Source organism: Limnoraphis robusta CS-951, from assembly GCF_000972705.2.
This window is the reverse complement of sequence record NZ_LATL02000101.1, coordinates 60,474-83,848: the sequence shown is the minus strand read 5'-3', so window position 1 is coordinate 83,848 and position 23,375 is coordinate 60,474. Positions and strand designations below refer to the sequence as shown.

The 23,375-nt window shown below is 38.7% G+C and carries 21 protein-coding genes; 15 read left to right on the top strand and 6 right to left on the bottom strand.

Annotation, left to right across the window (positions count from 1 at the left end; translation table 11 throughout):
- Positions 1-75 precede the first annotated feature (75 nt).
- From WN50_RS09430 to WN50_RS09420, 3 genes are read left to right on the top strand one after another with little or no spacing between them, the layout of a single operon-like run.
- Entirely contained in the window at positions 76-2,181 is a 2,106-nt protein-coding gene (locus WN50_RS09430) for a serine/threonine-protein kinase (RefSeq protein ID WP_049558870.1), read from the top strand.
- Positions 2,182-2,184: 3 nt separating this feature from the next.
- The gene (locus WN50_RS09425) at positions 2,185-2,697 is read left to right on the top strand and encodes a GNAT family N-acetyltransferase (RefSeq protein WP_235440893.1); all 513 of its coding nucleotides are present in this window, start codon (positions 2,185-2,187) and stop codon (positions 2,695-2,697) included.
- 35 nt (positions 2,698-2,732) lie between these two features.
- Positions 2,733-4,040: an FAD-dependent oxidoreductase gene (locus WN50_RS09420; RefSeq protein WP_046282099.1), complete on the top strand. Its 1,308-nt coding sequence runs from the start codon at positions 2,733-2,735 to the stop codon at positions 4,038-4,040.
- A gap of 11 nt (positions 4,041-4,051) precedes the next feature.
- On the opposite strand, the gene WN50_RS09415 is transcribed toward WN50_RS09420, so the two are convergent.
- The 5 genes from WN50_RS09415 to WN50_RS34610 form a co-directional block, all read right to left on the bottom strand.
- The gene (locus WN50_RS09415) at positions 4,052-6,715 is read right to left on the bottom strand and encodes a PAS domain S-box protein (protein WP_235440892.1); all 2,664 of its coding nucleotides are present in this window, start codon (positions 6,713-6,715) and stop codon (positions 4,052-4,054) included.
- A 10-nt stretch (positions 6,716-6,725) separates the two neighbouring features.
- Positions 6,726-7,859 (bottom strand): ATP-binding protein, encoded by a 1,134-nt coding sequence (locus WN50_RS09410; RefSeq protein WP_046282098.1) that lies wholly within the window; start codon positions 7,857-7,859, stop codon positions 6,726-6,728.
- A 154-nt stretch (positions 7,860-8,013) separates the two neighbouring features.
- Positions 8,014-8,862, bottom strand: coding sequence for a M48 family metallopeptidase (locus WN50_RS09405; protein WP_049558867.1), 849 nt, complete (start codon positions 8,860-8,862; stop codon positions 8,014-8,016).
- A gap of 167 nt (positions 8,863-9,029) precedes the next feature.
- Positions 9,030-9,863, bottom strand: a complete 834-nt coding sequence (locus WN50_RS09400) for an EAL domain-containing protein (protein WP_049558861.1) — start codon at positions 9,861-9,863, stop codon at positions 9,030-9,032.
- Between the two features lie 230 nt (positions 9,864-10,093).
- Positions 10,094-10,255 (bottom strand): hypothetical protein, encoded by a 162-nt coding sequence (locus WN50_RS34610; RefSeq protein WP_160315364.1) that lies wholly within the window; start codon positions 10,253-10,255, stop codon positions 10,094-10,096.
- Positions 10,256-10,667: 412 nt separating this feature from the next.
- On the opposite strand from WN50_RS34610, the gene WN50_RS33315 reads away from it, so the two are divergent.
- The 4 genes from WN50_RS33315 (at position 10,668) to WN50_RS09380 (ending at position 13,122) form a co-directional block, all read left to right on the top strand.
- Positions 10,668-11,885, top strand: a complete 1,218-nt coding sequence (locus WN50_RS33315) for a Ycf66 family protein (RefSeq protein ID WP_053221472.1) — start codon at positions 10,668-10,670, stop codon at positions 11,883-11,885.
- Between the two features lie 34 nt (positions 11,886-11,919).
- Complete coding sequence (locus WN50_RS09390; protein WP_046282096.1) at positions 11,920-12,297, top strand: YkgJ family cysteine cluster protein; 378 nt, start codon at positions 11,920-11,922, stop codon at positions 12,295-12,297.
- An 84-nt stretch (positions 12,298-12,381) separates the two neighbouring features.
- A complete protein-coding gene (locus tag WN50_RS09385) occupies positions 12,382-12,816 on the top strand; it encodes a TMEM165/GDT1 family protein (protein WP_046282108.1) in 435 nt (144 codons plus the stop codon).
- 18 nt (positions 12,817-12,834) lie between these two features.
- On the top strand, positions 12,835-13,122 hold the full coding sequence (locus WN50_RS09380) for a TMEM165/GDT1 family protein (protein ID WP_046282095.1): 288 nt from the start codon (positions 12,835-12,837) through the stop codon (positions 13,120-13,122).
- Between the two features lie 180 nt (positions 13,123-13,302).
- On the opposite strand, the gene WN50_RS09375 is transcribed toward WN50_RS09380, so the two are convergent.
- Positions 13,303-13,824 (bottom strand): DUF4149 domain-containing protein, encoded by a 522-nt coding sequence (locus tag WN50_RS09375; protein WP_046282094.1) that lies wholly within the window; start codon positions 13,822-13,824, stop codon positions 13,303-13,305.
- 207 nt (positions 13,825-14,031) lie between these two features.
- On the opposite strand from WN50_RS09375, the gene queC reads away from it, so the two are divergent.
- The 8 genes from queC to WN50_RS09335 all read left to right on the top strand — a co-directional run bounded on the left by queC (position 14,032) and on the right by WN50_RS09335 (position 23,353).
- Positions 14,032-14,721, top strand: coding sequence for a 7-cyano-7-deazaguanine synthase QueC (gene queC / locus WN50_RS09370; protein ID WP_046282093.1), 690 nt, complete (start codon positions 14,032-14,034; stop codon positions 14,719-14,721).
- Between the two features lie 460 nt (positions 14,722-15,181).
- On the top strand, positions 15,182-16,519 hold the full coding sequence (locus tag WN50_RS09365) for a PDDEXK family nuclease (RefSeq protein WP_046282092.1): 1,338 nt from the start codon (positions 15,182-15,184) through the stop codon (positions 16,517-16,519).
- The gene (locus WN50_RS09360; RefSeq protein ID WP_046282091.1) at positions 16,519-18,153 is read left to right on the top strand and encodes a Cas10/Cmr2 second palm domain-containing protein; all 1,635 of its coding nucleotides are present in this window, start codon (positions 16,519-16,521) and stop codon (positions 18,151-18,153) included. The genes WN50_RS09365 and WN50_RS09360 overlap by 1 nt, the downstream gene beginning before the upstream one ends.
- Positions 18,131-18,793, top strand: coding sequence for an RAMP superfamily CRISPR-associated protein (locus tag WN50_RS09355; protein ID WP_053221471.1), 663 nt, complete (start codon positions 18,131-18,133; stop codon positions 18,791-18,793). Before WN50_RS09360 ends, WN50_RS09355 begins: the two co-directional genes overlap by 23 nt.
- Complete coding sequence (locus WN50_RS09350; protein ID WP_046282089.1) at positions 18,793-20,499, top strand: RAMP superfamily CRISPR-associated protein; 1,707 nt, start codon at positions 18,793-18,795, stop codon at positions 20,497-20,499. The genes WN50_RS09355 and WN50_RS09350 overlap by 1 nt, the downstream gene beginning before the upstream one ends.
- Complete coding sequence (locus tag WN50_RS35945; protein ID WP_046282088.1) at positions 20,492-22,165, top strand: RAMP superfamily CRISPR-associated protein; 1,674 nt, start codon at positions 20,492-20,494, stop codon at positions 22,163-22,165. The genes WN50_RS09350 and WN50_RS35945 overlap by 8 nt, the downstream gene beginning before the upstream one ends.
- On the top strand, positions 22,152-22,781 hold the full coding sequence (gene csx19, locus WN50_RS09340) for a type III-D CRISPR-associated protein Csx19 (protein WP_046282087.1): 630 nt from the start codon (positions 22,152-22,154) through the stop codon (positions 22,779-22,781). The genes WN50_RS35945 and csx19 overlap by 14 nt, the downstream gene beginning before the upstream one ends.
- Positions 22,778-23,353 (top strand): Uma2 family endonuclease, encoded by a 576-nt coding sequence (locus tag WN50_RS09335; protein ID WP_046282086.1) that lies wholly within the window; start codon positions 22,778-22,780, stop codon positions 23,351-23,353. The genes csx19 and WN50_RS09335 overlap by 4 nt, the downstream gene beginning before the upstream one ends.
- Positions 23,354-23,375 lie beyond the last annotated feature (22 nt).

Here is a 23,375-nt window from a genome sequence, read left to right as displayed (position 1 = left end):
ATTTTGATCAGTTTCATCTAGAAGCCGTCATACTAGAAAACACAAATTGAGTGTGAGACTGCTCATGCTGCGCTTATGAGCTACTGCTTAAACCCCAATTGTAAAAACCCTCAAAATCACCCAGAAACCCAGGTTTGTCAAGGCTGTGGTTCAAATTTACTGCTGCAAGGACGTTATCGGGCGCTGCAAGAAATCGGTACGGGCGGAATGAGTCGTACCTTCTTCGGAGTAGATGAGATGAGTCAAAATACTCCCTGCATTATCAAGCAATTTGCATCTCACGGACACAAAAGCGTTAAGCTACAAAAAGCAATAGAATTATTTCATCAAGAGGCAATGCGGCTACAAGAATTGGGAGAACATGATCGCATTCCCTCTCTATTTTCTTCCTTTGAACAGGATAGCTGTCTTTATTTAGTCGAAGAATTTATCCCCGGACAAAATTTAAGCCAAGAATTAGCTGAACAAGGGGCTTTTAATGAAGAAAAAATTCAAGAACTCTTAATTGATATTCTACCCATTTTAGGCTTTCTTCACAAGCATCAAATTATTCATCGGGATATCAAACCTGAAAATATTATTCGCCGAAAAAGTGACCAAAAAATTGTTTTAGTTGATTTTGGCATTGCCAAACAAAATCAAAATATTTTTCAACTGCAAACAGGCACAATGACGGGAACCGTTGGTTATGCACCTCTCGAACAAATTCGCGGCGGAAAAGCCTATCCCGCCAGTGATCTGTATAGTTTGGGAATGACTTGTATTCACCTCTTAACTCAAGTTCCCCCAAACCAACTTTTTGACTCTTTTACCGGGGAATTAATTTGGCGATCGCATTTGCAGCAAAAGGGAAAAACGATTAGTTCAAAATTAGATAAAATTTTAGATAAACTCCTCCAAGATTTAGTCAAAAATCGCTATTTATCCGCTCAAGAAGTCTTCAATGATTTAACCGAAAAAACCTCTAATTTATCAACCTCAGAAAAACAGGAAACGCCGCAGCAAATTATTGTAAACCTGGAAATAGAAGCCACAAAAACGCTGTTAAAGGAGAGGAATAATTGGATTGAGTTGGCTTTGACTTCAACTTCAGAAACATCTCCGAATTTCCCCATTTTTATCGCCAATCAATCTATTCAGCTTATTCCTAAATATCCCAAACTTTATTCTATTTCCCCCTTAAAATACAGAGAAAACACAAAACCAGATAAAAATATACTGAACCTGAGTCAAAGTCCTCAGCATTTACAAGGTCATTCCGCATCGGTTCTAGCTATCGCCATCGGTCCCAAAGGTTATATTTTAGCCAGTGGAAGTGTAGATCACAGCATCCGACTTTGGAACCTGAAAACCGGACAACTTTTGCATCGATTTTTAGCCCATTGTGATACTGTTAATACGATTGCCATAAGTCCCAATGGTCGAAAATTAGTCAGTGGAAGTCAGGATCGAACCATTTTAGCTTGGAACCTGAAAACTCACACAATGGCGGATAGATTTTTCAGTCATTCCGGTTCACCCTATAGTCATCGTTGTGGTGGCGTTTATTCTGTTGCTTATAGTCCTGATGGTTGTATTATTGCCAGTGGAAGTGAAGATAAAACCTTGAAATTGTGGAATCAAAGAAATGGTGAATTACTCTATCGACTTTCCGAACATTTAGATCAAGTTTTGTGCGTGACTTTTACTCAATTTGAGTCTAGTTTAGTCCCTTTAAATAGTAATTCTGAATTTCATCCTCAAAGTAGTTTATTTGCAAGTGGGGGTGCAGATGGCTTGATTAAAATTTGGCAGTTTGGTCAGTTGAAAAGTCTTCAAACTTTAGACGGACATTCAGCCGCAGTTTATACTTTAGCCTTTAGTCCAGATCGACAATTTCTCGTCAGTGGAAGCGGCGATCGCACCATTAAATTATGGAACTTTCACACCGGAGAAACCCTCAACACCCTCAAGGGACATGATGATGAAGTTGTCTCAATTGCGGTTAGTCCCGATGGTCAATTATTAGCCAGTGCGAGTCGAGAGGGTATCGTTAAACTGTGGGATATTAGCGATCGCCATCCGTTAGGACGGTTGTTAAAAACCCTAGCCGCTTATCCTCCCGTTGCGTTTACACCAGATAGTCAAACCTTAGTTACAGGCGGGGAAAATGGTGATATATTAGTGCAGAAATTGAGATAAAAAATGATGAAACTACAAACCCATCGTCTGATTCTCAGAGAATATCAACCGGATGATACAGACAAACTTTTCAGTCTTTTATCTGACCCCATGACCATGAGTTATTGGCCGCAACCGTTCACTCAATCTCAAGTCGAAGCCTGGATTAATTTTACCTTAGAAAGCTACAAAATGCAAGGGTTTGGTCGTTATTTAATACAATTAAAAGAAACAGCAGAAATTATCGGAGATGCAGGAATTTTAAAGAAAAAAATTGCCGAGGAATGGGTTAACGACTTGGGTTATATTATCCACTATCTCTACTGGGGAAAAGGATATGCCAGCGAAGTCGCAACGGCACTCAAAGATTATGCGTTTAGCGTGTTAAAATTAGAGAGTCTACACGCTAATATGCCCGAAAATCATCCCGGTTCTCGCCGTGTTGCTGAGAAAATCGGGATGAAGTTTGTGAGAGAATTCAACAATGAAAATAATCGTAATATTAAAACATTGCTGTATGCTATCTATCGATGGTAAACTCGAAGAAAGATCTTGAATAATTCGGAGTCGTCATGGTCAAAAAAATTGTCATCGTGGGAGCGGGGCCAAGTAGTTTATTATTAGCTCATTATTTACTGCGACGCCCCGAACAATACCAGATAGAAATCTATGAATATCGCAGTGATCCTCGCCAGAGTGAACTTTCCAAACGGAGAACTTTTCCTCTGTCTCTAGGTGAAAGGGGAATGAGTTCTCTGCGTCAAATTGCGGGTTTAGAAGAAGCAATTCAGGCGATCAGTGTAGAGATGACTGGATCAATGTTTCATGCTAAAAATGGCAAATCTCGGACTCGACAGCGAAAAAAACCTTTAATCACTCTTGACCGGAATGAACTGGTAATTGTGTTGTTAGAAAAATTAGTTGAATTTTCAGAAAATCACCGCCTAAAAGTTTACTTTAATCATCGCTGTACAAGGGTTAACTTAGAAGAAAAAACAGTAATATTTGCATCGAAATCAGAACAAGATAAAACCGTTCAAAGCTCAGAAGTGACCGTCAACTACGATGTATTAGTGGGTGCAGATGGAGCGCGATCAATGGTGAGAACAAGCCTTCTAAATACACCAATGTTTGAATATCAGCAGAAATATGTAGCGAATGACTATAAATCAATTTTTATTTCTACCGCTCATTCAGACGAAGCCCTAGACCCACAGAAAATTCATGTTTGGCAACTCCAAGATGGCACAACATTATTACTCTTGCATCAAAAAGATGGCTCACTTAATGGAGTGGTTCATTTTCCCCGTCATAACAATCAAATTATTGGTCTTTCTAGCCCTGAACAGGTTCTAAATTTCTTTGCAGAAAATTTTCCTAAAGTCGGTCAATTAATCTCAAAAGAAGAAGCCGCAGAATTTCTAAATCGACCGCCATCCAGTGTATTAACCGTTCGATGTAATCGATATTATGATCGTGATAGTATTCTATTAATTGGAGATGCAGCTCATGCCGTTTCTCCTTCCATTGGTCAGGGATGCAATGCCGCTTTAGAAGATGTGGCGATTTTGAATCATTTACTCGATGAATATGATGAAAATTGGGCAAAAGTTTTAGAAGAATTTACCCACCGTCGAATTGCTGATGGTCATGCTTTAGTGGAGTTGGGAGATTATACTTTGCCATTTTCTATTCGTTTGTATGTAGAATTTATCCTCAGAAACATATTCCATAAAACCCTCCATCGTTATTTTCCGAAGTATGTTCCGGCTTCAATCTTCGAGCAAATATCAGAAACGACAATTCCTTTTTCTCAGATTTTAGCCAGCCATCGCAACTGGATTGAAAAAGTTAAGCGTTCAGTAGCTGCTTCCCATTAAACGGACACAGCTTATTTCTGAGTGTTTGAAGTCAATTCAATGATCACATCATATCTAAAATCATTCGTCAATTGGGTTAACATTTCAGCCAGAGAACCATGAGTTTCGGGAATTTGACTAATGACTTCAGCAACTAACTTTTGATTGAGTTTCGTGGCGGCTTGATGTAAGTCTTGTCTCCAGGTTGGCGGCATGACTGCTAATCCTTCGGGAGTCAATTGAGAGGGGTGAGTGAGGATAATTTGTTGAGGAAGGGGGAGATTTTCACAGCCATTAATAGTGGTATTTTCCTCATATAAAAACTTGACCCCTAAATGTTTAGCTATCTTATCAAACAACACTTCAACTCGGAAAGGTTTACGAACAAAATCATCACAACCTGCGGATAAAATAACCGTTCGATCTTCTTGAAAAACACTAGCCGTCAAAGCAATAATAACCGTGGCTTGACCTTGCAAATGTTGTTTAATATATTGAGTCGCTTCATAGCCATCCATCACAGGCATTCGCATATCCATAAAAATCAAATGCGGTTGCCATTTCTCCCACATGATAATCGCCTCTTGACCATTTTCAGCTTCTTGAAGTTCAAAGCCTAGCGGTTTCAATAATTTGATCACCAGTTGGCGATTTGTCCAGTTATCATCAACCACTAAAATCCGATAAGTTTGTTGATTTGCAGCCAGTCCAATCGCTTGTCTGCTAACCGTTTTTGATGGAATTTGAGAAGCATTAGCGGCTTTAAATTTGATATTAAATTGAAAGCAAGTTCCTTGATATAATTGACTGCTAACCGTAATTTCTCCGCCCATCAGCTTAATAAATTGTCGGCTAATTGATAAACCTAAACCCGTACCCTGTTGAGAGTTGCGACCCGTTTCTGTTTGTAAAAACGGTTCAAAAACATTATTAAGTTCTTCTGGAGAAATACCGAATCCCGTATCTTCTACCTCAAAAATCAGGGTGTTGGGTTGTTTGAACTCCTGAGTTTTAACTCTAAGTCTCACAGTCCCTTTTTCGGTAAATTTAATCGCATTTCCCAACAAATTGATTAACACTTGACGGAGTTTACTTTCATCCGTTTGGATATATTGCGGCACATCTGAATCTATTTCAAACTCTAACTCTAATCCTTTTGATTTTGCCTTCAATTCCAACATATCTTTGAGACAATGTAGCAGTTTCAGTAAATCAAAGCTGGTAGAATTGAGCGAAATTCGACCCGACTCAATTTTCGACATTTCCAACACATCATTAATCAGATTTAGCAAATGTTCGCCACTGCGACTAATGATTTCTAGATGTTCTTGATGATCTTGGAGTAAAACGGATTGTTTGCGTTTGAGATCACGATTCATTAGTTGAGTAAAACCCAAAATCGCATTTAACGGTGTGCGGAGTTCGTGACTCATTCGGGCTAAAAATTCACTTTTTGAACGGTTGGCGGCTTCTGCGGCTTCTTTGGCTTGTTGTAGGGCGATTTCAGCCTGTTTGCGTTCGCTAATATCTCGCACCACAGCACAACCATACTCTTTATGATTATATTCTAAATAACTTAACGTAATTTCAACACTAATCTGTTCACCTGTCTTTGTTTGATGAATGGACTCAAAGGTAATTGAACCCTGTTGTTTTAAATTCTCCCAACAAATAGACCATTGATTTTCAGACGCATTCGGATCAATATCCTTCACTTGCATTTTAAGAAATTCATCCCTAGAATATCCCAGGGTTTTTGTCGCCGCTTCATTCGTATAAAAAAATCGAGCATTGATATCAGTAAATAGCACATAATCTATCGATTTATCAATCGAGAATTGAGTCAATCGCAGCTTTTCATCAATCTCTTTTTGTTCAGTAATATCTTCTAAAACCCCAATAATCCCAATCACATATCCGTCCGCATCTAGCATCGGAACTCGACTCACATCGAGCCAAATTTGTCTCCCATCTGCGGAGGGTTTTTGTTTACGGGCGATCACATTGAGTTCTGGTTTTTTTGAAGCCATCACTCGCCGATCTTGGCTGCGATAAAATTCAGCAATTTGTGAATCTTTAAAGAGATCATAATCCGTTTTCCCAATCACAAACTCTGGACTTTCTAACTGAGCGTATTCAGCCCATTTTTTGTTACAGCCTTTAAACACTAAATTGGTATCTTTCCAAAACACTTGTTGGGGAATATTATCTAAAACCAAACGCAAATATTCTTTCTGTTGTTTGAGATCTTCTTCTATTTTTTTATATTCAGTAATATCCTGAACTTGTGTAATCACTGAAAGCGGATTTCCGGCTGCATCTAGTCGGAGATAACAGTGAAGAATCCCATAAATCCAATGTCCTTCTTTGTGACGATAGCGTTTTTCCAGGTTATATTGCTTAAATTCTCCGCGAATCAATCGAGCAAAATAATCCATACTCACATCTCGATCATGGGGATGAGTAATCTGATTAAATCCCTTCCGCATGAGTTCTTTTCGACTGTAGCCAACAAACTGACAAAAAGATGAATTCACCTCTAAAAACTGCCCCTCGAGTGAGACTTCAGCCATTCCAATGGGGGCTAAATGAAACAAATCTCGAAACCGATTTTCACTTTCTAAAAGAGCGGCTTCGGCTTGTTTTAGCGTTTCTGTTAGGGTTTGAATCGTTAGATTTTCGGAGTTCATCATCATTTTATTTGGCTTAAACAGGAATAGTAAAGTAAAAAGTTGTCCCCATCCCGAACTCAGATTCCACCCAAATTCGTCCCCCATGACGTTCAACAATTTTCTTACAAATGGCTAAACCGATTCCAGTACCGGGATAGTCTTGAACCGTATGTAAACGTTGAAAAATTTGAAAAATTCGTTCAAAGTAATCGGGTTTTATGCCAATTCCATTATCTTGAATGGTAAACAGCCATTCTTGTTGTTTTTGTTCAGCCGAAATCGTCACTTGAGGGAGAACACCGGGACGACGATATTTTATCCCATTACCAATCAAGTTTTGAAACAATTGTCCGAGTTGAATTTTATCAGCTTTAACTGTAGGTAAAGTTTGATGCGTAATAATCGCTTGACTTTGTTCTATAGAATTATGAAGATTTTTAAGCGTTTCTGCTAAAATTAGATGACAATCAATCGGTTGCAGTTTTCGGCGTTTTGTTCCAACTCTACTATATTCTAATAAGTTTTTAATCAACTCCTGCATCCGAATTCCTTCTTCTAAAATCGGAACCACATATTCGTCTACTTCTTCCTCTAGATTAATTTCTGACTTTAAAGAAAGCATCAATTCAGCAAAACCTGTAATCGTTTGTAGCGGTTGTTGTAAATCGTGAGAAACAATATAAGCAAACTGTTCAAGTTCTTGGTTAGAATGGGCTAAATCTTCGTTTAACTGATGTAACTTTTGATTTTGACGTTGGAGTTGTTTTTGGAGGCGACAAATCGTGAGTTGATTTTCCACACGGGCTAACACTTCCTCAACTTGAAAAGGTTTACTCACATAGTCTACCCCTCCCACACTAAAAGCTTTCACCTTATCAAAAACATCATCTAAAGCACTTAAAAAGATTACCGGAATAGATGAGGTACTGGCTTGAGATTTGAGTTCGGTACACACTTCATAGCCATCTAGTCCAGGCATTTTAATATCCAGTAAAATCAAATCTGGGGGAGCATTTTCAACAGCCATTAATGCCAGTTTACCATTAATTGCACACTGAACTTCATAGCCCCGTTCACTTAACGTCTCAGACAACAAACGCAAGTTATCCGGTAGATCGTCAACAATTAAAATATTTCCCTTCTGTTCGCTGTCAAAATAGCTGTTCATAGGATCATCTGATATTCAGGTTAGACTCAAAACACCTCTATTTTTTTGCCGAAGAGTCGTTTATGAATCTAACCTATTGTAACGGACAGAAGACCACTTTTGATCATTTTTCTATGTTAAGAAGTTTTTCAGATGATCTTTACTATTTTAGGGATTACATCAGACGTCGGACAACCTCCTGATAAGCACTACTATTCATCCCAACTCCCCTTTCAGCTAGACTCGGATCGATATATTGTTGTAGCGTCTTAATTCGATCTGAAGTCGCCGGATGAGTGCTTAAAATCGTTGGGGGAGAACCACTTCCGAGCAATTTTTCCATAAAATCTACAGCAGCTTGTTGAACATATCCAGCCCGCCCTAAAGCGATAATTCCTAAGCGATCTGCTTCATACTCAGCCTCTCGACTATTCGGGCGTCTTAATGCCAATTCTACCCCAATTTGCCCCGCTAAATTATTATCTAATCCTGCCGCAGAAGCTAATCCTTGAGCAATGGCAATTTGACGCATTTGTTTGAGAGAATGCTGCCCAACAATATGAGAAATTTCGTGAGAAATCACACTGGCTAATTCCGCTTCATTGTCTGCGGCTAAAATCAACCCTTTATGAACATAAACAAAACCGCCCATCGTTGCAAAAGCATTAACGCCATCATTATCAACGACTTGAAAAGTATAAGGAATATCAGGACGTTCACTCACTTTTACTAACCGTTGACCAATCAAATCTACATATTGCGTTAAAGCCGGACTACGATAGAGTTTAAATTCTCGCCCTACCATGCTATCATTTATCTGTTTTCCAAGAGCAATTTCTTGACGCTCAGAAATCGTGGAAAGCTGAAGAATTCTCACGCCATGAAAAATCAATTTTTCAATCGGAATTGCTTGTACAGCCGGAAGTGAACTGAGCCAAAATGTTAATGCTGTGCAAATCGACAGCAGAGGATAAAACCAACGGCGATGAAACAATCTAGGCTTGACTAAAAATAGTTTATACATGATGAAACCTGTGATAAGATTAAGCTTTAATAAGAGTAAAATAAAAGCAGAAAAATTTTCTTTTACGAGAGTTGAACGAGACGGACAAAGGTCACGACTCGCTCAGATTTTGAGTAGAATATGAGGATCATCTAGAGTTAGCATTTAAGTTTTAAACCTGCTAATCTCTAGACTAAACGATAGAGGTTCATCGGCTGAGGTTGAGAAAGATAGTAACCTTGGGCATAGTCCAAGTCTAACGCTTTCACCTCATTAAAGATTTCCTGATTTTCTACCCCTTTAGCAATCACTTGTAAACCCATACTTTGACCGATATAATTAATCAGTTCAACAATGGCTTTATCTGTGATATCTTGATTCATATTTTTGACAAATCTTTCAGAAATCTTTAAGTAATCTACGGGCAGATACTGGAGATAGGTGAAAGAGGACATATTGCTGCCACAATTATCCAAAGCACAACAATAACCCTGAGTTTGCAAATCAGTAATTAAATCAGAAGCCAGTCTTAAATTCGCCAAAGCAACACGCTCAGAAATTTCAAAGCAGATCATGTCCGGTGACAGTTCAAATTCGCTCACTTGAGCGTAAATGGATTCAAAAAAGCGATAATCTTTTAAGTTAGCAGCAGATACATTCAGAGCAAAGCGATAGTTTTCTTTAATTTTATCAGGAGCTTGTACCAACTGTTCAAATAGGTTTTTAATAACCCACTGATCAATTTTATGGCTCAAGTTATAACGTTCTGCTAGGGGAAGAAAAAGAGCGGGATAAATCAATTGATTTTTTTCGGTTTTTAAACGAAGTGAAACTTCACAATATCGGCGAGAATCTAATGTAGTTAGAGGAGTCAGTTCTTGTAGGTACAAGCAGAAGCGATCTTCGACTAAGCCAAGCTTTAGTTGTTTAACCCACTGCCAATCACTTAAAAAATGAACAACATTCTGATCCTTTTGAGTTTTAGCCGGAGTCCGAGTTATTTTCCGAGTCATAGAAACCATTATTTTTGCAACTCCTGTGAATTGGAAGAATTTTTGATTTAATCTACTTCCCAGACTAACTAAAGACCCTAAGTTACCAATGAAGCTTAGATGAGACTTTTCTTAAGAAGGCAGAGCCAGGCGAGGAGGGATCTATACAAATACTAGAAAATCATGCAGATGTAAGCCGATCTGCATTTGATCACCTATCTAAATCGTTTCCCTAGTAAAAACACGCAAGTCACAACCGCTTACTGAACATTGAAATTTTGAAACATCAGTATTTTCAACAGTTGAGCTTGAGGGGCTTGTGCTTGCAATTGTAAAGGATTCATCGGACGCGGCCACTCAATCTTAGAATTAAAGTAAAGACTGAAAGTGATGATTGCCGCTAGCAATAGTTTCTCAAACATAATCAACTCCTCCCCAAACACTTTTCTACGGCACTTAACTTAGATGTACCCTTGAATCATAGAAAATTACTTCAAAATCTGAAATGACTCAATTAACCCCTCACTTGTGATATAAGTCACCGCCCCCGATTTTCCGCAGATTTCTCAAAGGGCCAAAAATAGCCATCAAAAATAAGTTGGGATTTTTCGGCAAAGGAGTTGTAACCGTAACTCCCACACTTTAAGGGAATTTGTCTAATTATTGGCGAGCAGCAATTAATTCTTAAGTAATCCTTAAAATTTTTGCTCCAAACGAGAAAAAATCAGATCAACCTACCCGTTTCCGCTAATTCCCTCACCCAAAAGCTGACGCGAACGACCACAGCCCTGTAAAATGATTCAGTAGAGATTTGTCGATAGGCTGGAGGGTTCAATGCTGGCAGATATCCTGGCGATCGCAGTAGGTTTGGGGAGCTTCGCCGTTTACATGGCCGCCTTCTTTTTTCCAGAAGTTCATCGCAAGAACGACTTCTTCTGGAGTGGCGTTGGTTTCTTTTACGCCCTGATTTTGTGGCTCTGTGCTGGACGCATCACAGGAGCGGTTCTGCTGGGCCAAATTGCCAGTGTCGCCTTACTAATTTGGTTTGGTGGGCAAACCCTGTATTTGCGTCGCGCCGTTACTCCCGCATCCCAACAAACCCCTGTTCCCCCAAAACTGCAAGAAAAAGTCAGCAGTTTATTTGTAGTTGCCAACGATCAACCCGTGACATCAGCCCCCATGATGCCAACATTAGATCAGTCTCCTGTTGCGCTTCAAACCCCGCCTGAACCCGTTGAGACTGAACCCGAAAAAGCCCCTGTTCCCCCAGAACCCCCGGTAGTTTTAGAAGAAGTTCTGCCTTCAGTCTCACCCGAGAAAATAGAACTAGAAACTACACCGCTCTCGGAAACGAAAATTGAAGAAGAAAAACCCGCAACAGAAGAACCAGAACCCGCACCCCTTTCTGTTTCAGAAATCGAATTTGAAGACGAAATCATAGAGGAGAAAATAGAAACAACTCCTCAACCTCAAACCCCCTCTCAAACTCCTCCTCAACCCCAACGGTTATCCCGCGTTTTTCGCGCTATTACAGGCTTATTTAATCGCAGTAAAAACCCACCTTCTCCTGCCGTTTCTCCGGTCAAAACCTCAGAAGAAAATCAACCCCAACCGCTCTCGGAAACTCAAACCGAAGAACCCACAGTTGAACCAGAAATCACAGAAACCGTTGTCGTTAAAGAAAATGTAACTTCAGAACCCAAAGAAACCCCAGCAGCAGAAACCGAAGTCTTGGAACTAACAGAAACAGACATCGATCCTGACTCAGTAATAGAAACAGCATCCGCCGTCGAAGTGCAGGAAATTACGATTACCGTCGAACCCGAAACCTCGCAAACCAGTCCCTTTGAGACGATGAAATCGGCTTCTGAAACCTCATCAATTGCTGATGAACCGCAAACCCTTCAACCGGATGATTCTTCAGAAGAAATCCTTTCACAACCCTCTTTAGTAGTTGATGAAAATCCCACGCTGAAACGTCCAAATCCTCCAGATCCCGAGTTCAAAGAAGCGGCTCAAAAACCCGAACAAAAAACGGATTCCGACAATTAAACCTTGAAAAAATTCTGAATTTTTCTCAATCCTTATGGCAACTTGGCAATGTGTTAAAAACTGTGGGGCTTGCTGCTATCTTGAACCCTCAGAACGTCCAGAATTAGATGAATATCTTGATCCCCAACAGATAGAACTGTATCTGAGTTTAGTCGGCGAAGATGGATGGTGTATTCACTACAACCAGGAAACCCGAGAATGTAGAATCTACCCCAACCGCCCTCGTTTTTGTCGGGTTCAATCGGATATATTTGAGGAGATGTTCGGCATAGAACCCGAGGAGTTGAACGATTTTGCGATTGATTGTTGTCAGCAGCAAATCGAAGGCGTTTATGGGGCTGACTCCCCCGAAATGACGCAGTTTAATCACGAAGTTGACTTTTGTGAGGAACCGGAGAATGTTACCCCTTGAACCCATAAACTTGCAGATCTTCGGTAAATATGAAAAGATTATGATTAAATGAGTCGGACTCACTATTTTTTTGATAAATTCACTGTGACACCATCTTCTGAGTTACTCCAATCCTCTAACCAACCCTCAGACTTTCCCAACGAGAGTTCTAGCGAACGTCCAGCCAACGAAACAACAGAAGCGACACCGCCAACCCAGAAGTCTCAGGGTTCAAAACCGATGCAACCCCGCCAACCTAAAAATGCTTGGGCGATTTTTGCGTCTACCTTTGTGACAATTTTTTTAGCAGAAATTGGCGACAAAACCCAATTGACAACCCTATTAATGACAGCAGAATCTCATAAACCTTGGGTTGTGTTTGCAGGTGCAGGAAGCGCCCTGGTTCTCACCAGTTTACTCGGGGTTTTAGTCGGGCGATGGTTAGCCAGTCGTATTCAACCCAAAACCCTCGAACGTGCCGCCGGAATTAGTTTGTTAGTGATTTCAGGTTTACTTTTTTGGGAAGTTTTCAGTCATTAAAGTGAGAAAATATTCAAGATGGATTTACAACTGTTGGGATTGAGTTTTATCGCGGTCTTTCTCTCCGAGTTAGGAGATAAAAGTCAAGTCGCCGCCATTGCTTTGAGTGGTACCAGTAAGTCACCTCGGGCTATTTTTTTTGGGACAGCGTTAGCTTTGGTATTAGCGAGTTTAATTGGAGTCTTAATCGGACAAGGTGTAGCAGAAGTATTACCGACTCGCTGGATTAAAATTTCTGCGGCGGTCGGATTTGCGGTTATGGGTGTGCGGTTATTATGGCCGAATTCTGAAGAAAATGAAGAATGAGAAAAACCACGCGAGACACACAAGACACAAAGATAGCATCTTCGTGACTTTGTATCTTGGTGGTGAATTGACTCTTAATCATCCGTAAAAAAAGGGGAAGACTTTTTCATCTTTCCCCCTCTTTTATAGAAAATATTTTAAATGAGTTAACATGATTATTGGTAAAAACCGAAAACTCAATTAAGAATTTACAACTTCGCTACGAGTTGCACGAATACACCAGCCTAAAACTAGACCAACAACCGTTAGTTTAATGAGTTCTAAACCAAAATAACTGAAGTGAAGTTGATTCATTCCGGTGGGAACTTCGACAATCGGATTAAACAGATTTAGATTCAGTCCTAACGCAGTCATTTGAGGCGTTAAACCGTAGGTATAAGTTAGAGCGATCGCCAATAAAGCAACAGTTAAAAGACTCAGCGTGCGAATACGATTACTAAAACCTTCCGGTAACGTAATTCCCAACGCCATCAAGCCCGTTAATCCCACTGCGGCACAAACAACTTCCACTCGATTAAAAGTAGAAAAAATCATTGAACCCGCAGATACAAACTCAGATTGATTCATCATACCCGTCATATACATACTGGGCATAATGACAAAATCCAAAACCAAGCTACCGCCCAGCCACAGAGCCAGTGTCACCAAAATAACCGTTAACCAACGAGAAGGATTGTAATCGACTTTAGAAAATGTTGTCATGAGATAATACCTCAACACTGCTTTTGTGTCTTAACTTAGTATTTTAACGAACATTTCCACCAAAAAACATGAAGTAATCTTTCGATTTGTACCGCAACCTGTAAAGAAGATTCGTTAAAATTTAATAGCCTCATTTTCCGTCAATTAGATTAATTTTTGTTAAAATCACGGGCAGAAAAGTGACAATAGCAGTAAAAACCCAAAACCGTGAAAGCCGTTATATTACTATCGGGTGGATTAGATTCCTCAACCGTTCTCTATCAAGCCAAAGCCGATGGCTATGAATGTTACGCCATTTCCTTCGATTATCAACAACGCCATCAACGCGAACTCACCTCCGCTCAACAAATCGCAGAAAGTGCAGGCATCGTCGAACATCAAGTTGTAAAATTTGACTTGACTTTATGGGGCGGATCAGCATTAACCGATCGCAAAATCGATTTACCTCGCGATCGCTCCCTCGATCAAATGAGTGAAACCATCCCCATCACCTACGTTCCCGCCCGAAATACCATCTTTTTAAGCTTTGCATTAGGCTACGCCGAAACCGTTAACGCCAGTCGCGTATATATAGGCGTGAATGCCTTAGATTATTCCGGTTATCCAGATTGTCGCCCCGACTACATCGACGCCATGCAAGATGTGTTTCGCCTGGGAACTAAACAAGGCAGAGAAGGAAACCCGATTCTGATATATTCTCCTCTCATTCACCTCAAAAAAACAGAAATTATTCAACTGGGAAATCAATTAGGAGTTCCTTGGGAAAAAACATGGTCATGCTACGCCGGAGAAGAAAAAGCCTGTGGTGTTTGTGACTCCTGTAAACTGCGATTAGCTGCGTTTCAAGAACTGGGATTAACTGATCCGATTCCTTATATTGAAGGCATTGTAAATTAAACACAATTTCAACCGTTTATAGTTGTGCTAGTGACTGACATTAAGTTAGTTTTTCGCACAATTTTTTTGTTATTATTCAACTTTATATCCATCTTAAATCATCCTAGAAATAGCCTCTTCCACAGCATGATAAAATCAAAATACAGACAAAACTCAAACCCCTAGAGCGTTATCAAACCCTTGATATATCAGGGGGATATGCTGCCATTCAGCAGATTAAGTTCATTCAAAGAGGAGTTGATAACATCTGTAAATAAGATTAAGAACAATTCAAGAAAAATTGATTTATTCAAGCCATTTTATCGAGTAAAATTTTGTGAACTAAGCCCGTTAAAATCAGCTTGTCTGCAATAAGATTACTAGAGTTAGGCTTTTCGGAAGTTCAGACTGTAGGGAAAAACCTTGGATTTGAGCCAGTCTGAATTGTATTAACCTGTTAACTTAAACTTTGGAGTCATCTATGACCAGTACAAATCCGTTAGATTGGGAATACCATCAAGTCGATCATCTGTTTTTGTTGATTGGGGAGAACCCCTTGCCGAATTATGTGGCAGCAAAAACCTTGCTTAGAGAACATGGTAAGCCTTATCTAGTTTACACTACACATACTCAAAAAGCTGTAGAACGCTTACAGGAAGTGTTAGAAGTTCCTGAAAAACAAAGACAAAAATTAACTGTGGCTTTAGAAAATTATGAATCTAATGCCCATGAAATTCGGCAGCGTATTCACGAGAAAATCGCAGAAATTAGAGAAGAGGAAAGCAAACAGAAATACCCAAAATTGCGGTTCGGATTGAATTATACAGGTGGAACTAAAGCAATGGCTGTTCATTCTTATCAGGCTTTTTTAGAGCTAAAAGGCTTAGAGGCTGTTGTTTTTAGCTATTTAGATTCTCGGACTATGCAAATGATGTTCGATAATCCTATTGCTCCTATCTCTGTCAAAGATAAAGCCAGCATTTCTCTTGTAGAGCTTTTTCAGCTACACGGATTATCTTTAAGTAAAGACCCAAAAACTGAAGTTGTGTATCCTGAGCTTGTAAGCGTTTTAATCAAGACAGAAAATTTAAAAGCATGGAAATATTGGTGCCGCAAAGTCTTACAAGTTCATGGAAAAGATAAGACTGAAATAGCTACCATAAACGATGGTACTGATAAAGAAGTAAAGATAGTTCACTTGAGCAATTGGAAAAAGAAGAATGAACTAAAATCTATGTTGTCGGATATTCAAGAACTACCAGAAGAAATCAAAAATATCTTAATTAATTACGGTATAACGGAAGATATCAACAAATTATCTATTAACAAGTTAATAGATCAACAAACAATACCTAAGCCTAGTGACAATGCAAAATACCCAGAAGAAATCTGTAAATGGCTTGATGGAATATGGTTAGAAGATTTTGTTTTACAAACAATCGAAAAAATTAAGCAAGAAGACGAAAATATAATTGATGAATTTGGAATGTCATTTAATTTTCCACCAAAAGCTAATGTTGCTGAATTTGAGTTTGATGTGGCTTTCTTACGAGGTTATCAACTGTTTGCAGTTTCTTGTACGACAGATGATACTCCAGGACTCTGTAAGTTAAAGCTATTTGAAGCTTACCGGAGGGCGAAGCAGATGGGAGGAGATGAAGCACGAGTTGCATTAGTTTGTTGCTCCAATAATCCCTCAAAAATTCGCAATGATTTTTTAGCTCAAATTAAAGATGAAAAAGTTCAAGTATTTGGGAGTCAAGATTTGCCTGAACTCGGACAAAAACTTCAATCTTGGATCAAAGAGGTAGAAAAATAATGAGTCATTATACGGCAACTGTCATTGATACAATGGGGATTCAGAAGTACATTTTTGGAAGTAACCGATTAAGAGAAAATATCGGTGCTTCTCATTTAGTTAAGTTGGCAACTACTAAATGGGTTGAGGATTGTCTCAAAAAAATAGGTCATGTCCATATCCCTAACAAAGAGCAAAACGAATTACAACCGAAAATTCATAAAGACTCTAGTTTGGTTGCTGAATTAGTTTATGGTGGAGGAGGAAACACAGTTATTGTATTTATAAATGAAGAAAAAGCAAAAGAATTTACGAGACATCTTACCCGAAAAATACTTGAAGATGCACCAGGACTCAATGTTGTTATTGCTCATCAAGACTTTGGCTGGGAAACTCAATTACTAAGCAAAATTATTGATGATAAATTAATTAAGGAGAAGCTAGACGCAAAAAAAAGAAAACCTATTTCATCAGTTCCGTTATTAGGTTTAGGGGTAACAGCAACTTGTAATTCAACAGGTTTAGTTGCCGTAGAAGATACTGATGATAAATACGGAATACAAAAAGGAGAAGGATATTTGGCTTCTAGGGAAATTGTGGCAAAACTTAAAGCCGCAGAAACAGCCAATGAAGAACTCGAAAAATTACTGTCTCTAAAAGGAACTTATAAAGTAGCTCGTGATGTTGATGATATGGGACGTTCAGAAGGAGAAAGTAGTTATGTAGCAATTGTTCATGCTGATGGAAATAAAATGGGTCAACGGTTTGAAGAATATGCAAAAAGTTCTTGTAATCCATGTTCTTCAATTTCAGAAAAAAATGAAAACTATATTGTGGCTATGCGAGATATGTCTTGGTCTGTAGATAGAGCCGGAAAACAAACTTTAGAAGAAGTTGGTAAATTTCTCAAAAATGCAATTGAACGAAAAGTTGTAAGTATCAAAGATAACTATTTTCCATTTCGTCCAATTGTTTATGGTGGGGATGATATTATCTTTGTTTGTGATGGTCGCCTTGGAATTTCCTTAGCAGTTGAGTTTTTAAAGGGATTTGAAGAGAATACAAAAAATCTACCGGATGAGAAAGGAAAGGTGGTAACAACTTGTGCAGGAATTGCAATTGTCAAAACTCATTATCCATTTGCTAGAGCTTATGAATTATGCGAAGCCTTATGTGGTAATGCTAAAAGGTTTTTACGAAAAGAAACTGAAGATTATTCAGATAGAAAACTAATGTTTTCAGCTATAGATTGGCATATTGCTGCAAGTGGTGTACTAGGAACAATTAGTGAAGTTCGAGAGCGAGAGTATCTGGGTGGGAAATTAACAGCACGTCCAATGCGATCGCATGAATATGCAGGTAGCTGGTTGATGTGGGAAGATATGGCAAAAGTGATTCAAGAATTTAAGGAAGGGGAAGCTTGGAAAGATAAGCAAAATAAAGTAATAAATTTACGTCAAGTATTGAGAGAAGGAGATAAAGCAACCGAGCAATTTTTAATTGCTTGTGGAGATAAATTACCAGAGTTTCCAAGAGCAGATTCAAGATTAAAACAACAAGGTTGGTTAAATGATAAGTGTTATTACTTTGATGCCATTGAAACCATGAAGTTTCATATCCCATTAGGAGAAGATGATGTACTCAATCAAGATTAAATTACTGAGTGATATAACTTTTGGGCGAGGAGATGGTGTTGCAGGATTAATTGATGCTGAAATCGAACACGATCGCTATGGTTTCCCTTATTTGCGAGGACGAACTCTCAAAGGACTGCTGAGTGAGGAGTGTGATAATCTAATTTTGCTTTTACCAGAATCCCAACAACAAAAATGGATTGAGGTTAGATATCAACTGTTTGGACAAGCGGGAAGCACTCAAGAAAAAATGGCTCAGATGCACGTTGGTGATGCTTGTCTTCCTTTAGGTTTAAGAAATGCGATCGCACAACAACAAGAAGATGGCTTTCCCACTCCTGTAGATATTCTCAATTCTCTAACTGGAATTCGTCAACAAACAGCAATTAATTCAGAAACAGGCGCACCCGATCCCCATAGTTTGCGAAATGCGCGTGTGATCATCCGCGATCGCCCTGACGCTCAACCCGGTTACAAAGCCCCCTTATATTTTGATATCGATCCCACACAGGAAATGTTAGGGCTATTAGGTGCAGGAGTTTTAGCCCTTAGACGTATTGGAAGCGATCGCAATCGAGGGCGGGGTCATGTGCAATGTAGTTTGTACCGTCAAGAGGAAAATATTAGTGCTGAATATCTTAATTGTTTAGGAGAAAATTAATGCAAGTTATTCGTTTTTTATTACATACTGAACAACCTATTTTAGCGACTTCCTTACAAGGTGATCCGAATAGTGATGTATCTTATCCCTATATTCCCGGTAGTATGATTCGAGGAATGTTAATTGGTCGCTATTGTCGTCAGAAAAAAGTTCAAGAATTAGATATTTTAGATCGAACAATTAGAAGGCTATTTTTTGAAGACAGCACTCGTTACCTAAATGCTTATCTATTCGATTCAGAGAAACAACAAAGAACTTTGCCAACACCTTTATGTTTATATAAAGAAAAAGGAGATGAAACTTTACAAACTGTTTTTGATTCTAGCCAAACAGATATAGAAGATCGACCCGCATCTCCCAAACGATTAGAAAAGCCATTTTGTTGGATTGATGCTATTGATGAAGATTCAAATCTTTCTCTTTATGAAACTAAGCGATGGATTAATATTCATAACCAACGAGATCGTAAAAAAGGCAGAGGAACTGAAGCAATGGGAGAAGTATTTCGTTATGAAGCAATTGATTCTGGTCAAACTTTTGAAGCAGTGATCTTTTGTGATTCTGACGAAGATGCCGAAATAATTAAACCTTTACTAAAACCAGAAAAAGAAATACCAAATAGTAAAAATAGAGACAAGATTAATGTTTGGCTTGGTGGTTCTCAAAGTGCAGGGTATGGTCATGCAACTATTCCTATTAATGAAATTAAGTCAACAGAGAGTTGGAATGAAATAGGAATTAACTGGCAAGATAGAAGTGAGCGTCAAAATAATTTAACGGTTACTCTCCTTAGCGATACAATCATTCGAGATGAATGTGGACAAATCACAACAGAACCCAAAGAATTTGTTGATTTAATTTCAAGACTTCTAAAAACTGAACTCAAGCTAATTGATACCTACGCAAGTAGTACAATCGTTGGTGGATTTAATCGAAAATGGGGTTTACCATTACCACAATTTCAAGCGATCGCAGCAGGTAGTGTTTTTGTTTTTGAATATCCTGAAAATTCACTTGAGCCTCAAGCTGTCAACAATTTGGAGACTAAAGGAATAGGAGAAAGACGAGTTGATGGTTTTGGTAGAGTAGTTTTAAACTGGCTACTAGAAGAGAGTGAAATTAATGCTGAACAACAAGATATTAAACAAAATATTAATACACAACCCCTCAACGATAAAGAAAAACAAATTGCTCAAGATATTGCACAAAAAATATTACGAGAAAAATTAGATGAGTTATTAATCGAGCAAGTCAGCGAACATTCACCTGATAAAAAGCAGTTTAATTTGGTTCAAAACAACCAACTCTCACGGTTAATGATTATTACTAAAAATGCTTTAAATCAAGTGCAAGCAGGTTTACCAAATGATCAACCCCATGTTCTTAATAGTTTTATAGGTAAAGATCGAGAATCTAGTCAAATGACCAAAGCAGGTAAAGAACAGTTGAGCAAAATTAAAATGAAAAATGGTGAGCCATTTGATGAACAAATTCGAGAATGGCTAAACCCTTCAAATCAGTGGATTCAATTAGCGTGGCGGAAGAAATTTCAAGCCAACCATTTTACTAATGAGGATGAAAAGCCAGCTATCAAAATTGCCAATCAACCACCTGCTGTTTTAGATTCCAGCTTATATAGAGAATACACATTACGCCTAATTTTAGGGATTACTAAAAAAATGATGAAGGAGAAAAACAATGCTTAAACTACCTTATAGACCCGATCATCGTCATATTATTCGGCGTTTGATTGTACGCGGAACTCTAGTTTTAGATACACCAACTTGCTTAGGGACAGGAGATTCAGATAGCCCGACTGATATGCCATTGTCACGGGATAATCTAGCAAGAAATAAGGCTTTATTAACAGGTTCATCAATTGCTGGTGCATTGCGAAACTATTTACGGGAACAAAATAAGGGATATGGCGAAAGCGATCGCCGCTACGATTCAGCAGCTTTACTATTCGGCGATCTTTTTTCTTATAAGGATGAACAGAATATAACTGACGAAGTAGAAAAAATAAAACTAAGAGAGCAAGATACGCAAAGTCCGTTAATTATTAACGATGCTATTAGCACTAAGCCAATACAATCAGAACTCAGAGATGGAGTGAAAATTAATAGCATTACTCGGACTGCTGCTGCTCAAGCTAAATATGACTTAGAGTTACTGCAAGCGGGAACTGAGTTTCCTTTGTGTTTTGAATTGTTGATTGAGAAAGACAGTAATGAAAGGGAGTTACGGAAAGGATTAGCGATCGCACTCTCAGGCCTCGAACATGGTGAAATCAGCCTTGGCATGAAAAAACGTCGGGGTTTTGGTGGCTGTCATGTCAAAGAATGGCAGGTTTGGAATTTTGATCTAACGGATGAAAGCGATCGCACAAATTGGTTAAAATATGAGCATTGGCGCACAGGTTTATTTTCTGAACTTCCCAGTTATTCATCAATTCAAGAGGCATTTACTCAAGCTAAGATTGAAGTCAAGTTCGATGAAGCTGAGAAAGAAGATAAGCGCGATCGCTTCACCATCCAAGCTACATTCAAACTGGTTGGTTCTCTGCTTATCCGTTCGGGTCAAGCTGCAACAGGACGCGCACCGGATGTCGTGCATTTAAAATCTTACCGAATAATTAATCAACAAATTAAATGGCTGTTTGACCGAGCTATCCAGATTTTAGGTGAGTTGCCATCAGAAATAGATTTATGGAGTTCTGAAAATTGGGAATTATTTTTCTTTGCACATAATCTTCTAAAAGCAAAAGTCTTAACGTCTGTTCTCTCTGGTACAAGTTTAGCAGGAGTGTTGCGACATCGTGCTGAACGAATTGTTAATACTCTGGAAAAACCCACAACAATTATAGATGAAATATTTGGGCCTGATTTTAGTCAAGACAAAACGAAGAAAGCGAAAGCTAGTCGTTTAATTGTCCATGAAAGCGTTATCGAAAACACCGCCGAATTAGTACAAACTCGTATTGCAATTGATCGCTTTACAGGGGGTGCTTATCATGGTGCTTTATTTCAAGAACAACCTATTTTTGGCAAGGGTGATGAAAACCTACAGTTAGAAATAGAACTACGAAACCCTGACCAACACGAAATCGGTTTGCTGTTGCTTTTACTGAAAGACTTATGGACAGAAGATTTACCTGTTGGTGGTTCTAGTAGCGTTGGAAGAGGAAGGTTACAAGGAAAAGAAGCAACCTTGGTTTGGTTAAAAGAGGGAAAGTCATGGACAATTTCTCAACCTAACTTAAAGGAAAACTATTTGGAGATTACAGGTAGCGATCGCCAAGACTTAGAAAATTATGTTAACCGATTAGTCGAATATGCTCAACAGGAGACTACCAAAAATGATCAAGCCTGATTGCCAATTGCTTAAAGATACTGAAATAATTGTAGATACTCAAACTTTATACTCTTGGCTGCAAGATAAAGCCAAAGAGCAAGAGTTGAAATATTTATTAGCTCATGCCGATGATGGTGTAATTTGGGGCAAGTTTGACCAAGATGGGAATTTAATCACAGCGAATCCGTCTAAAGAGTTATTTCCTAATTCAGAAGAGTTGTTTCCTAAACATAACTTGCCTGTTTTGCGATCGCAAACTCTCCAACAATGTCGCGCCTTTGGTGAAAATGCTGAAGTGATGCTTTGGAAAGTCGGTGATCACTTCAAAGCACGACTAATAAAAGATGATAATAACCCCGAACATCTTCCTGATGAAAATCAAATTCTCTGGGGAACTCAACCAGAAGGAGAAAAAAATGGTTTTACTTTAGTTTCAGATGGTTCTCAAGGACTAAAACACGCTGTTCCTTTAACGGATATTACTTTTCAAGGTAAAGATTATCGTCCTTTACGATTAAAAGTTCGTCATTATATTGATGATGATCAGAGTGGTGTGGCTAGAATTTATTTAAGTCGGTTGGTACATTTAGAATCTGTTAAAATAGAAAGTAACAAAATTGAGGAAAAGTTATGATTGCTGAACCCCAATATCCTCAAAAAATGACCCCTGAAGAATACCTAGAATGGGAAGCCAAGCAGGAACTTCGCCATGAATACATTGACGGCGAAATTTTGGCGATGACAGGGGGGAGTATTCCTCATAACGATATTTCCCTTAATTTCTATACAGCGCTAAGACCTCATTTGCGTCAGAGGGGTTGTCGAGTCAATGTATCGGATGTGAAAGTTCAGGCTAGTGAAAAAAGTCGTTATTTTTATCCTGATTTAGTGGTTACTTGTCATCCTGATGATTTAAAATCTCGTAATTTTATTCAACATCCTAAAGTGATTATTGAAGTGCTTTCTCCAAGTACAGCTAATTATGATCGGACGAAAAAACTAAAATATTATCGTCAGATTCCCAGTTTGCAAGAATATGTATTAGTTGACTCAGAAGAAATCTCCGTTGAAGTTTATCATCGAGGAGATGGGAAAATGTGGCATTATTATCAATATGAGGATGGGGAGGCGATCGCGTTAGAAAGCATTGAGTTTGAGTGTGCGCTCGAACTTTTATATGAAGGGGTTAGTTTTGAGAAAGAGTGAGAGTTTACATAGGTATTAAGTA